Source organism: Pelagicoccus sp. SDUM812003 (assembly GCF_031127815.1).
GTDB lineage: Bacteria > Verrucomicrobiota > Verrucomicrobiia > Opitutales > Opitutaceae > Pelagicoccus.
The window spans coordinates 141132-153825 of sequence record NZ_JARXHY010000014.1 but is presented as its reverse complement, the minus strand read 5'-3'; the positions used below and the strand labels follow the sequence as shown (position 1 = coordinate 153825).

Sequence of the window (12694 nt, the reverse complement as noted above, 5' to 3'; positions counted from 1 at the left end):
TAATTTCCTTTGCCGGAGCCCGTCCCTCGGGTTCCGGCGATTGTATTTGGTTTTTATTGGCATAGGGTAGTGGCTCAATTGGTAGAGCATCGGTCTCCAAAACCGAGGGTTGGGGGTTCGAGTCCCTCCTGCCCTGCCATCTTTTTATAAATGAAAAATCCATTTCGCAGCATTCGCATCTTCACCGGTGAAACGATTACGGAGCTCAAGAAGTCCAGCTGGCCTTCTTTCGCCGAGCTGCGCGAGTCCACTGTGGTTGTGCTGATCGCGATCGCGATCATGGGTATTTTCATCGCCGTATCCGACTTCTCTCTCGCGAACGTGGTCAACCTGTTCACGAGCTGGATGCGCTAAACACTCGAACTCCAACACTCTCCCCATGGCTGAAACCAGCGCAAAGTCAGGCGCCGCTTGGTACGTTATTCAGACCCTTTCCAATCAGGAAGGGAAGGTAAAGCGCTACCTGGACAAGTTCATCGCCGAAGAGGAGATGGAGGACTACGTATTCGAAGTCCTCGTGCCCACTGAGACCGTGACGGAAGTCAAGAACGGCAAGAAGACTCAGATGGTGCGCAAGTTCTATCCAGGCTACGCATTCGTTCACATGCGTCTATACGATGAGAACGGAAAGCTGATGAACAAGCCTTGGTACTTCGTTCGCGAAACCGCGGGCGTCATCAATTTCGTAGGCGGAGACCGTCCAACGCCTCTCAAAAAGTCGGAGATCGACACGATTCTCCGGCAAGTGGAAGCCGCCACGGGCAAGGAAACACCGAAGGTACAGTTCGAGGTTGGAGAAGAGGTCAAGATTACGGATGGCCCGTTCCTCAACCTCAATGGCCGCATCGACGAGATCGACCCGGAAAAGGGCAAGCTCAAGGTGTCGGTCTCGATCTTCGGAAGATTCACTCCAGTCGAGCTGGAGTATTGGCAAGTCGAACGCTTAACAAGCTAAACAAATGGCAAAGAAAGTCACAGGAACCATTCGCCTACAACTCCCTGCCGGCGGCGCCAATCCAGCGCCTCCCGTTGGTCCAGCCCTTGGCGCGGCTGGGGTCAACATCATGGCCTTCTGCAAGGAGTACAATGCGAAGACGCAGGACAAGGCGGGTCTGATCCTCCCTGTCGTAATCACTGTCTATCAGGACAAGTCTTTCACTTTCGTACTGAAGTCCCCTCCAGCATCCGTGCTTCTCAAGAAGGCGGCCGGTCTGGCCAAGGGCTCGGGCGTTCCCAACCGCGACAAGGTTGGCAAGGTCACGAAAGCTCAGATTCTCGAGATCGTCGAAACCAAGAAAGCCGATCTCAACGCTTCGGACCCGGAAATGGCGGCGCGTATCATCGAAGGTACCGCTCGTTCCATGGGTATCGAAGTAGAGGGCTAACACAGCAAACAAACCTCAACGCGGGAGCCGTGCAGGCGTTCGCACCGCAAGGAGTACTAAATGGTAAAACTATCCAAGAAGTTTCGCGCAGCGTCTGAAGCTGCCGATCTTAGCAAGGAATACACGATCGCCGAGGCTGTAGAGGTCTTGGCTAAGTTGCCTAAGGCGAAGTTCGACGAGACCATCGAAATCTCGATGAAGCTCGGCGTCGATCCCCGCAAGGGCAACGAGATGGTGCGTGGCACGGTGATGCTTCCCCACGGCAGCGGCAAGACGGTGCGCGTTCTCGCATTCACTTCGGATCCTGAAGCGGCCAAGGCCGCCGGGGCCACCGAAGCGGGTCTCGAAGACATGATCGCCAAAGTTCAGGGTGGCTGGTTCGACTTCGACGTGGCCGTCGCCACTCCGGACGCCATGAAGGAAGTGCGCAAGATCGCTCGCGTGCTCGGACCGAAAGGCCTCATGCCGAACCCGAAGGCTGGCACCGTTTCCGACGACATCGCCAAGGCGATCAACGAAGTGATGGCTGGTCGCGTCGAGTACAAGGTCGACAAGAACGCCTCTCTCGGCGTCGGCGTCGGCAAGCGTTCTTTCAACAACGAGCAGGTGGCTGAAAACCTCGGTGCGCTTTTGGAAGCCGTAGGCAAGGCTCGTCCGTCCGTATTCAAGGGCCGCTACATCAAGAGCGTCTACATTTCCGCAACCCAGACTCCTGGCATCAAGCTCGCCGGTTCGGAGTTCGCGAAATACTAAGCCCAGGAGGATCGCATACCATGAGACCTGAAAAGAAATTTCTCGTTGAAGAAGTAAACACTCACCTCGACAAGTCCGACTACATGTTCCTCGCCAATTACGAGCGAGCCACCGTGGTCGACATCGCTGAGCTCCGCGACGAGCTCAACAAGGAAGAGGCCGAGTTCCACGTAATCAAGAACAACATCCTTAAGGTTGCCGCCCGCGACCGCGGCTATCCGGAAATCGACGAGCACCTCGCTGGTCAAAACGCTATCGTCATCGGTGGCAAGAATCCCTCCGGCGTGGCCAAGATCCTGACCAAGTACTTCGACAAGAAGGACAAGATGGACGTCAAGGTGGGCATTCTTAGCGCCCAGCGTCTAGACAGGGATGAAATCGTGGCCCTTTCCAAGCTGCCAAGCCTGGAAGCTCTCCGGGCCCAGCTGCTCGGTCTGCTCAGCCAGCCCGCGCAGAGCCTGGTGTTCGTCCTCAACGGCGTGCCGCAGGCCATGCTCAACGTGCTGCAGGCCAAAGCCGACAAGGGCGAATAAGACTCGTTTCATATCAACACTTTCGAGGGCTTGGATGCCTTCGTCTCAACAAAACCATAACACAAAGATTCAGGCTAGGGGCCTATGCTCTTAAACGAGGAGATCGCTCCGAACTAGCCGATCACTACGAAGATGGCAGACATCAATAAAGAAGACGTAATCGAATGGCTCAGCGGCCAGACCGTACTCGAAATCGCAGGTCTCGTTAAGGACCTCGAAGAAAAGTGGGGCGTATCCGCAGCTGCTCCCGTAGCTGTTGCTGCAGCTCCTGGCGCTGGCGGTGAAGCTGCTGCTCCTGCAGAAGAAAAGACTGAGTTCGACGTAATCCTCGCCGCCGCTGGCGACAAGAAGATCAACGTGATCAAGGAAGTACGTAGCATCACCGGTCTCGGACTGAAGGAAGCCAAGGACCTCGTTGAAGGCGCGCCCAAGCCTGTTAAGGAAGGCGTTTCCAAGGAAGAAGCCGAAGAGGTCAAGTCCAAGCTCGAAGCTGCTGGCGCTAAGGTCGAAGTTAAGTAAGCCTTGTTGCACGTTGCTTTTCACAGCTTTTTACTTTCAAGACAGGCGCGAATCAGCGCGCCTGTCTTTCTCGCGTTTATTAGCCGGGCGTCGATCTAAGCGATCGCAGCCTGTTTCCCACTAGCCGACCTTACCAAATTTCGCCCACATCTAGCACAGATTCACATGGCCGACCGCATCAATTTCGGAAAACTCAAGGACGTTATCACGCCGCCCAATCTGATCGAGATCCAGATCAATTCCTATCTCGACTTCCTGCAAAAGGACACCCCGATATCCGAGCGTAAGAACGACGGACTCGAAGCGGTTTTCCGCGAGGTCTTTCCTATCGAGAGCTATGACGGACGTCTGGTTCTCGAGTTCGTATCCTACACCGTCGGCGACCCCAAGGCCTCCGAGATCGAGTGTATCCGCGAGGGCATTTCCTACTCCGTGCCTCTGTACGTGAAGCTGCGTCTCCGCGAAGAGGACAACATCAAGGACGAAGAGATCTACATGGGTGAGATCCCCATGGTGACCAGCCGCGGCTCCTTTATCATCAATGGCGCCGAGCGCGTGGTCGTTTCCCAGCTGCACCGTTCGCCGGGTATCGCTTACGAAGTCACGCCGCACACCAACGGCAAGCCCTTGCACGCCTTCCGCATCATCCCGGACCGTGGCACCTGGCTGGAAGTGCAGTTCGACAACAACGATCTGCTCTACGTCTACCTCGACCGCCGCCGCCGTCGCCGCAAGTTCCTCATCACCACTTTGCTTCGCGCGGTGGGCTACAGCTCGGACGTCGATATTCTCAAGCTGTTCTACACCATCGACGAGCTTTCCACCTCCGATGCTCTCGCAAAGGAAAACGTCTCCCAGTACGTGCTGGTGGAAGACGCCATCGACGCGGAAAAGGGTGTGGTCATCGCTCGCGCCTTCGAGCCGCTCACCAAGGCCATCGTTCGTGAGTTCGAAGGTCATGGCATCCCGACCTTGAAGGTCATCGATACCACGGTCGACGACGGCGCTATCGTTCGCGCCATGAAGAAGGACACCTCCCAGAACGAGGAGGAAGCCCTCAAGGAAATCTACAAGCGTCTGCGTCCAGGCGAGCCGCCCACGACTGCCAACGCCAAGGCTCTGCTCAAGCGCCTCTTCTTCGATCCCAAGCGCTACGACCTCGGTCGCGTTGGTCGCTACAAGATCAACCAGAAGCTGGAGATGAACGTGGACGTGGAAACACGCACGCTCCAGGGCGAAGACATCGTTCTGGCGACCAAGTACCTGATCAAGCTCAAGGCAGGCGAGGGCTACCTCGACGACATCGACCACCTTGGCTCACGCCGCGTGCGTACCGTGGGCGAATTGCTGGCTAACCAGTGTCGCCTCGGTCTGGCTCGTACGGAGCGCCTCGTTCGCGAGCGCATGACCCTCTACGATCAGAGCGTCGATTCGATCACGCCGCAGAAGCTGATCAACCCGAAGGCGCTTACCACCGTGATCCGCGACTTCTTCGCTCGCTCGCAGCTGTCGCAGTTCATGGACCAGATCAATCCGCTGGCGGAACTGACCCACAAGCGTCGTCTCTCCGCTCTCGGCCCAGGTGGTTTGAATCGCGAGCGCGCTGGTTTCGAAGTGCGTGACGTTCACCCATCTCACTACGGTCGTATTTGCCCGATCGAGACGCCGGAAGGACCGAACATCGGTCTGATCAACTCGCTCTCCACCTACTCGCGCGTAAACGAGTTCGGCTTCATCGAAACCCCGTACCGCATCGTCGAAAACGGTCGCGTGACCGATGAGATCAAGTACCTCAACGCCGACATGGAAGAGGGCAAGATCATCGCTCAGGCCAATTCCGAAGTGGATGAAAACGGCAACTTCACTGGCAAGGTCACCGTCCGTCAATCGGGCGAGTTCTTGGAAGTGGATCCCGATCAGGTCGACTTCATGGACGTTTCCACCAAGCAAGTGGTATCCGTGGCGGCGGGATTGATCCCGTTCCTCGAGCACGACGATGCTAACCGCGCGTTGATGGGCTCGAACATGCAACGCCAAGGCGTGCCTCTCCTGCAGGCTGATTCTCCATTTGTGGGAACCGGCATCGAGGAGCGTGTCGCTCGCGACTCCAAAACGGTTTCCGTTTCCGAGATCGACGGCATCGTAGCCTCGGTAGACGCCAAGCGCATCGTCATTTCCAAGGATGGCGAACTCCCTGCGAACTTCGAGCGCAAGCCTTACACCGACGTGAAGGCGGGCATCCACGTTTACGAATTGCGCAAGTTCATGCGCTCCAACGCTGGCACCTGCTTCAACCAGAAGCCAATCGTCGCCAAGGGGCAGCCGATCAAGAAGGACCAGATCATCGCCGACGGTCCTTGTACTCAAAACGGTGAGCTCGCTATTGGTAAGAACATCCTGGTGGCGTTCATGCCTTGGAATGGTTACAACTTCGAAGACGCCATCCTGATCTCCGAAAAGGTTCTCAAGGACGACATCTACACTTCCATTCACATCCAGGAGTTCGAAGTCACTGCTCGTGACACAAAGCTCGGCCCGGAAGAAATCACTCGCGATATTCCAAACGTCGGTGAAGAGGCTCTCAAAAACCTCAACCACGACGGCGTTATCCGCGTGGGCGCGGAAGTGAAGCCGGGCGACATCCTCGTCGGTAAGATCACTCCGAAGTCCGAAACCGAGCTCGCTCCGGAAGAAAAGCTGCTCCGCGCCATCTTCGGTGAAAAGGCGGCCGACGTTAAGGATACCTCGCTCATCGTACCATCTGGTGTCGATGGCATCGTGATGGATGTTAAGGTTTCCAGCCGCCTCGACTACGAGCGCGAGCGCCTGAGCCCGTCCGATCGTCGTCGTCAGGTCAAGCAGATCAACGAGGACTACAAGACCCAGATGGACAAGCTGCGCGAAGGCCTGACCGAAGCGCTCTCCAACATCCTTCTCGGTGAAAAGATTCCTTTGGATGTGGTCAACGGTCAGACCGGCGAGATCATCATCCCGGCCAACCGCAAGATCACCAAGACTCTGCTCCGCAAGCTGGCCGCGGTTTCCAAGCACGTTGAGATCGATCCGTCTCCAGTTCGTATCAAGATCATGGAGATCATCGGTTCCTACCAGAGCAAGTTCGACGAGCTCGAGTCGGACCGCGAACGCAAGACCGCCAACATCGAATCCGGCGAAGATGCCGCCACTGGCGTTATCAAGCAGGTTAAGGTTTACGTCGCTACCAAGGAAAAGCTCAAGGTCGGTGACAAGATGGCGGGACGCCACGGAAACAAGGGTGTTGTAGCGAAGATCGTTCCTGAAGAGGACATGCCATACCTTCCCGACGGTACGCCGATTCAGATCTGTTTGAACCCGCTGGGTGTACCTTCCCGAATGAACGTTGGTCAGGTTCTCGAAACCCACATGGGTTGGGCCTGTAAGGTTCTCGGCATGAAGGTTTCCACTCCGGTCTTCGACGGTATTCCTGAAAAGGTCGTACGTCAGCACTTGGCCGATGCCGGCCTGCCCACCACTGGTAAGAGCATCCTCTACGATGGTCGTACCGGCGAAAAGCTAGATAACGAAGTGGTTGTCGGCTGGGTGTACATGCTGAAGCTAAATCACTTGGTTAGCCACAAGATCCACGCCCGCGCGGTCGGACCTTACTCCCTCGTCACCCAGCAGCCGCTCGGTGGTAAGGCCCAGTACGGTGGTCAGCGTTTCGGGGAAATGGAGGTCTGGGCTCTCGAAGCGTACGGCGCCGCCTACACGCTACAGGAGCTGCTCACCGTCAAGTCCGACGACGTGCAAGGTCGTACCAAAATCTACGAGTCTCTGGTCAAGGGTGACTCCACGCTGCAGGCAGGCACGCCTGAGTCCTTCAACGTATTGATCAAGGAAATCCAATCCCTCGGTCTCGACGTGAAGCTCGGCCGCCAAAGCGAACTCGAATACAAGTAAACAACCAACCGACTGAGGATTTTATAACATGTCTACGCAAGAAGCCCAACAAGTGCTCAGCGCGGAACGCGAGTCGAATTTCGACTGCGTTACGATCAATGTCGCGTCTCCTGAGACGATCCGTTCCTGGTCGCGCGGCGAGGTTAAGAACCCGGAGACCATCAACTATCGTACCTTCAAGCCGGAGCCAGGCGGACTTTTCTGTCAGCGCATCTTCGGTCCAGTGCGCGACTACGAGTGCGCCTGTGGAAAGTACAAGCGAATCAAGTACAAGGGTGTCATCTGTGACCGCTGTGGCGTTGAGGTAACCGTATCTCGCGTCCGCCGTCAGCGCATGGGCCACATCGAGTTGGCCGTGCCTGTGACGCACATCTGGTTCCTGAAGAGCATGCCGTCTCGTCTCGGCCTGTTGCTCGACATGACCGCACGTTCTCTCGAGCGCGTGATCTACTACGAAGCCTACATGGTGACCGACCCTGGTCGCACGCCGCTGGAAGAAAAGCAGCTGCTCACCGACCAGGAATACATCGAAGCCATGGCCGAGTACGGCGACGATTCCTTCGTGGCCAAGATGGGCGCCGAAGCCCTTCGCGACGTGCTGACGCAGACCGACATGGAAGCAACCGTGCTCGAGCTGCAGGAAGCCATGCGCTCCACCAAGTCCAAGCAGATCAAGAAGAAGCTAGCTAAGCGTCTCAAGGTCATCCAGGGCTTCATCAAGTCCAGCTCGCGCCCAGAGTGGATGGTGCTGGAAGTGCTGCCGGTCATCCCGCCAGACCTTCGCCCGCTCGTACCTTTGGAAGGCGGCCGCTTCGCGACGTCCGACCTCAACGACCTCTATCGCCGCGTCATCAATCGTAACAACCGCCTCAAGAACTTGATGCAGTTGAAGACGCCGGACGTGATCATTCACAACGAAAAGCGCATGCTGCAGGAAGCGGTCGACGCGCTCTTCGACAATGGTCGTCACGGTCGTCCAGTGACTGGCGCAGGAAACCGTCCGCTCAAGTCCCTCAGCGATATGCTCAAGGGCAAGCAGGGACGCTTCCGTCAGAACCTTCTCGGTAAGCGCGTCGACTACTCCGGTCGTTCCGTCATCGTGATTGGTCCTGAGCTCAAGCTCAGCCAGTGCGGTCTTCCCAAGAAGATGGCCCTCGTATTGTTCGAGCCGTTCATCATCCGACGCCTCAAGGAACTCGGTTTCGTGCACACCGTTCGTGGCGCTCGTCGCATGATCGAAAAGCGCTCTCCGGAAGTTTGGGACATCTTGGAAGAAGTGACCAAGGGGCATCCGGTTCTTCTGAATCGCGCTCCGACCCTTCACCGTCTTTCCATCCAGGCTTTCGAGCCGGTGCTCATCGAAGGCGAAGCGATCCGCGTTCACCCGCTCGTTTGTACCGCGTACAACGCGGACTTCGACGGTGACCAGATGGCGGTTCACGTGCCTCTTTCGCTCGAAGCCACGCTCGAGTGCAAGATGCTCATGATGGCCACGGGCAACATCTTCTCGCCCTCCAGTGGTAAGCCGATTTTGACGCCATCCCAGGACGTTATCCTCGGTTCCTACTACTTGACCATGAACCCCAAGGTTCCGGCCGAGGAATTGAGTCGCGTCCCGCTCTTGGGCAACAAGACCGAAGCGATCTTCGCCAACCTCGATGGGGCGTTGCACACTCACGATTGGGTGCGCATCCCAAATCCCGACTACGGTCGTGAAACCGTTTTCGGCAACGCCGAGCGTAAGACCATCACCACTACGGTGGGTCGTATCCGCTACAGCCAGATCTGGCCGAAGGAGCTTGGTTTCATCAACTTCCAAGTTGGTAAGAAGGAACTCGGCGACGTGATCAACAACACCTACAAGGTGTCTGGATCCGAGCAGACTGTGCTCTCTCTCGACGCTCTGAAGAAACTCGGTTTCGACGTCGCTACCATGGCAGGTATTTCCATCGGTATCGACGATATGATCATTCCTGAGGAGAAGACGGAAATCGTCGAACGCGCCTTCAACAAGATCAACGAAGTCGATAGCCAGTATCGTAAGGGTATCATCACTACAGGTGAGCGCTACAACAAGATCATCGACATCTGGACTGTTGCGACCGACGAAATCAAGCAGGCGGTGTTCATCCAGCTGAAAACCAATGGCGGTAAGCCGGGCGTGAATCCTGTCTTCGTGATGATGGATTCCGGCGCTCGTGGTAACCCGAACCAGGTGCGTCAGCTTTGCGGTACTCGCGGTTTGATGGCTAAGCCATCGGGTGAAATCATCGAACGTCCGATCCTCTCTTCCTTCCGTGAAGGTTTGACCGTACTCGAGTACTTCATCTCGACTCACGGCGCTCGTAAGGGTCTCGCGGATACAGCTCTCAAGACCGCTGACGCTGGATACCTCACTCGTAAGCTCTGTGACGTGGCGATGGATGTCATCATCACCGAAGAAGATTGCGGCACTCGTGAAGGCATTTGGAAGAAGGCCATCTTCGAAGGCGACGACGAAATCGTTGGTCTGCGTGAGCGTATCGAAGGCCGTTGCTCTTGCGACGACGTCTACAATCCGATCAATCCAGACGAGCTGGTTGTCGGCTCTGGCGAGCTCATCACCGAGCAGATCGCGAAGCGTGTCGAGGAACTCGGCATCGAGCGTCTCAAGGTTATGTCTCCGCTGACATCGACTGCGGCATACGGTATCGATGCCAAGTCTTACGGCATCAACCCGGCCTCCAACGACGTGGCCAAGATTGGCGACTCGGTTGGCATCATCGCGGCTCAGTCCATCGGTGAGCCAGGTACCCAGCTGACCATGCGTACCTTCCACATTGGCGGTATCGCTTCCTCGGTGGTGACCGATCCGAAGATCACCGTTCGTAACGGTGGCAAGGTTCGCTACCGTGGTCTGCGTCTGGTTGAAATTGCTCCGGGAGTCAGCGTGGTGCTCAATAAGACCGGTTCGGTTCAGGTCCTCGATGCCAACGACCGTGAGCTCGAAGCCTACGACATCGTAGTGGGATCTCTCCTACGCGTCGCCGATGGCGGCGAAATCGAAGCGGGACAGCTGCTCGCCGAGTGGGACCCGTACAATATTCCGGTACTTTCCGAAAAGTCGGGTGTGATCGGCTTCCGCGACATGATCCCTGGCGTGACCATCAAGAAGGAACTCGACGAGAGCTCCGGTCGTATCGCCACTGTGGTCATCGAGCACAAGGAAGACCTGAATCCTTCCGTGGAAATTCGTGACAACACCGGCAAGCCGCTGGCGGTTTACAGCATTCCGACTGGCGCTCAGGTGACGGTTGCGGAAGGCGACGAAATCGCTCAGGGTGCCTTGCTCGCGAAGACGCCACGTCAGGCGTCCAAGACCAAGGACATCACCGGTGGTCTTCCTCGTGTTGCCGAGCTCTTCGAAGCTCGTCGTCCAAAGGAAGCCGCGGAGATGGCCCGCGTCGATGGTGTGGTTTCCTTCGGTGGAACCGTTCGTTCCAAGCGCAAGCTGATCGTCACCGACGAAGAGTCCGGCGAAGCCGAAGAGCACCTCATCCCGCACGCCAAGCAGATCATCGTACAGGCTGGCGACGTGGTGCACAAGGGACAGCACCTCACCGAAGGCTCCGCTGATCCGCACGAGATCCTCGACATCCTCGGACCATCTCGCCTCTACGAATTCCTCATCAACGAGGTTCAGGAGGTTTATCGTCTGCAGGGTGTGACCATCAACGACAAGCACATCGAGCTCATCATCCGTCAGATGCTGCGCAAGGTGCGCATCAGCGATCCAGGCGATACCGAGTTCTTCTGGGGCGAGCAGGTGGAGCGTTCCACCTTCATGCGTGAGAACAATCGCATCGTGGAAGCCGGTGGTAAGCCAGCCGAAGCGGAGCCCGTTCTCCTCGGCATCACCAAGGCGTCTATCGAGACTGAGTCCTTCATCTCGGCGGCCTCCTTCCAGGAAACCACTCGCGTACTCACCGATGCCTCCACTCTGTCGAAGATCGACCAGCTGCAAGGCTTCAAGGAAAACGTGATCATGGGTCACCTCATTCCTGCTGGTACCGGACTTCGCACCTACCGCGATCTTCGCATCACGCTTCCATTTGGTGGCGAGCTCGAAGATGGCATGGAAGTCGAAAGCTCCTCCGACGATCCGACCGCAGCGGTCACGCCGGAAGTCGGCTAAGCGTTTCCCTAACAACCTTTCGAAGGCCGTATCCTCTCGCAGGATACGGCCTTTTTGTTTGCGGGAACGGTCGATGGGTGAGGGCTCTGAATTCAGCTTGCCTATTGGTGTTCGTTTTCGTTTCTGCAAACACAGCAATCCTGCTTCCGACCTATTGGTTTCGCCGATGAGAATCGCCTCTCTGACTCTGTTTCTCCTCGCTGCCTTCGACCTGCTTTACTCGCAGCGAACGGCAGACGAACCGCTTTCAAACGTGCTACCGGCATCGGCGCAAAATCGTCGCGACGCGTTTCATCGAGCTCTGCCGGTACCGGTGCGCATACAAGGCGAATTCGGTCGGCTTTCCGCAGTGCTTCTGTCGGCCAACGAACTGGTGCATTTCCATCCCGAACTCTTTGCCCGTTTGGTTGAGTTGATTTCGGAGCGAGCTCCGGTGATTGCCATCGTGGCGGGGCCAGAGCAGGTGCTTGACGGACGCGAAGCCTTGGAGGAGGCAGGTGTTTCCCGCGAGCGGGTGCACTTTCTGACCCATCAGCTGGACTCCATGTGGATACGCGATTTCGGGCCGATTTTCGTGCGACGCTCGGATGGTTCCGCATCGGTGGTCGATACCTACTACGCTGCTCGCGACGAGCTGGGAAATAGACCTCTGGACGACCAGTTGCCCCTTATCTTAGCGAACGCCTTGAATCTACAGTGTTCCTATGTGCCGATCGCTCTCGAAGGAGGAAACCTGGTGCACAATGGCAATGGATTTGGCGTCTCCACGTCCAAGCTGATCGATCGAAATCGGTTTCGGAAATTCAGCTCCGAGGAGTTCATGGGACTGATGAGCTCCTACCTAGCCTTGAAAACCTTCACCGTGGTGCCGCCGTTGCCAGGCGAAGGAACTGGGCATGCCGACATGTTCATGACCTTTCTCAATTCGAATACAGTGGTTGTGGCCGAGGCATTGCCCGGCGAGGATCAGTCGGTGCGGGACAGCCTTGAGGAAGCGACGAGATATCTCGCTGAGCAAACGGTCGACGGCCGGCCGCTGGAAATCCACCGCATACCGCTCGCTCCCCGTAAAGACGGACTTTGGCGTTCCTATACCAACGTGTTCTATGCGAACGGCTTGATGCTGGTCCCCAGTTATTCCGATGTGGATGCTGATGTCGAAGCTCGCGTCTTCGAGACCTTTCGTTCCTTGCTTCCCAAGTGGGACGTGGTCGCTGTGCCTGCGGATCATCTCGTGGCGACCGGCGGCTTCCTGCATTGCCTCACCCTCGGCATCCCACACTTCGTCGATGTATCCAATTTGTTGGAACTGACAGACTGAGCGCCCTCGTTTGCGATCAGGTGAGCGTTTTGGGGAGACGGGTTTTCGTTTCGTCGCTCAACCTACTGGA

General features: G+C 56.8%; 9 protein-coding genes and 1 tRNA gene. All 10 read left to right on the top strand.

Annotation, left to right across the window (positions count from 1 at the left end; all coding sequences use genetic code 11):
* Positions 1-63 precede the first annotated feature (63 nt).
* The 10 genes from QEH54_RS17765 to QEH54_RS17720 all read left to right on the top strand — a co-directional run bounded on the left by QEH54_RS17765 (position 64) and on the right by QEH54_RS17720 (position 12624).
* A tRNA-Trp gene (locus QEH54_RS17765) sits at positions 64-139 on the top strand.
* Between the two features lie 11 nt (positions 140-150).
* Complete coding sequence (gene secE, locus QEH54_RS17760) at positions 151-354, top strand: preprotein translocase subunit SecE (RefSeq protein ID WP_309020046.1); 204 nt, start codon at positions 151-153, stop codon at positions 352-354.
* Between the two features lie 25 nt (positions 355-379).
* The gene (nusG, locus tag QEH54_RS17755; protein WP_309020045.1) at positions 380-955 is read left to right on the top strand and encodes a transcription termination/antitermination protein NusG; all 576 of its coding nucleotides are present in this window, start codon (positions 380-382) and stop codon (positions 953-955) included.
* Positions 956-959: 4 nt separating this feature from the next.
* Positions 960-1385: a 50S ribosomal protein L11 gene (gene rplK, locus QEH54_RS17750; protein ID WP_309020044.1), complete on the top strand. Its 426-nt coding sequence runs from the start codon at positions 960-962 to the stop codon at positions 1383-1385.
* Positions 1386-1445: 60 nt separating this feature from the next.
* Complete coding sequence (gene rplA / locus QEH54_RS17745) at positions 1446-2138, top strand: 50S ribosomal protein L1 (RefSeq protein ID WP_309020043.1); 693 nt, start codon at positions 1446-1448, stop codon at positions 2136-2138.
* Between the two features lie 20 nt (positions 2139-2158).
* Entirely contained in the window at positions 2159-2671 is a 513-nt protein-coding gene (rplJ, locus tag QEH54_RS17740) for a 50S ribosomal protein L10 (protein ID WP_309020042.1), read from the top strand.
* A gap of 132 nt (positions 2672-2803) precedes the next feature.
* A complete protein-coding gene (gene rplL, locus QEH54_RS17735; RefSeq protein ID WP_309020041.1) occupies positions 2804-3190 on the top strand; it encodes a 50S ribosomal protein L7/L12 in 387 nt (128 codons plus the stop codon).
* Positions 3191-3355: 165 nt separating this feature from the next.
* The gene (gene rpoB, locus QEH54_RS17730; RefSeq protein WP_309020040.1) at positions 3356-7129 is read left to right on the top strand and encodes a DNA-directed RNA polymerase subunit beta; all 3774 of its coding nucleotides are present in this window, start codon (positions 3356-3358) and stop codon (positions 7127-7129) included.
* A gap of 28 nt (positions 7130-7157) precedes the next feature.
* Complete coding sequence (rpoC, locus tag QEH54_RS17725) at positions 7158-11303, top strand: DNA-directed RNA polymerase subunit beta' (protein ID WP_309020039.1); 4146 nt, start codon at positions 7158-7160, stop codon at positions 11301-11303.
* A gap of 166 nt (positions 11304-11469) precedes the next feature.
* Complete coding sequence (locus QEH54_RS17720; protein WP_309020038.1) at positions 11470-12624, top strand: agmatine deiminase family protein; 1155 nt, start codon at positions 11470-11472, stop codon at positions 12622-12624.
* Positions 12625-12694 lie beyond the last annotated feature (70 nt).

Excerpts from the sequence above, each read along its gene's own strand:
- rplL (WP_309020041.1), top strand. The coding sequence starts at position 2,804 with ATGGCAGACATCAATAAAGAAGACGTAATCGAATGGCTCAGCGGCCAG.
- nusG (WP_309020045.1), top strand. The coding sequence starts at position 380 with ATGGCTGAAACCAGCGCAAAGTCAGGCGCCGCTTGGTACGTTATTCAG.
- rpoB (WP_309020040.1), top strand. The coding sequence starts at position 3,356 with ATGGCCGACCGCATCAATTTCGGAAAACTCAAGGACGTTATCACGCCG.
- QEH54_RS17720 (WP_309020038.1), top strand. The coding sequence starts at position 11,470 with ATGAGAATCGCCTCTCTGACTCTGTTTCTCCTCGCTGCCTTCGACCTG.
- rplK (WP_309020044.1), top strand. The coding sequence starts at position 960 with ATGGCAAAGAAAGTCACAGGAACCATTCGCCTACAACTCCCTGCCGGC.
- secE (WP_309020046.1), top strand. The coding sequence starts at position 151 with ATGAAAAATCCATTTCGCAGCATTCGCATCTTCACCGGTGAAACGATT.
- rpoC (WP_309020039.1), top strand. The coding sequence starts at position 7,158 with ATGTCTACGCAAGAAGCCCAACAAGTGCTCAGCGCGGAACGCGAGTCG.
- rplA (WP_309020043.1), top strand. The coding sequence starts at position 1,446 with ATGGTAAAACTATCCAAGAAGTTTCGCGCAGCGTCTGAAGCTGCCGAT.
- rplJ (WP_309020042.1), top strand. The coding sequence starts at position 2,159 with ATGAGACCTGAAAAGAAATTTCTCGTTGAAGAAGTAAACACTCACCTC.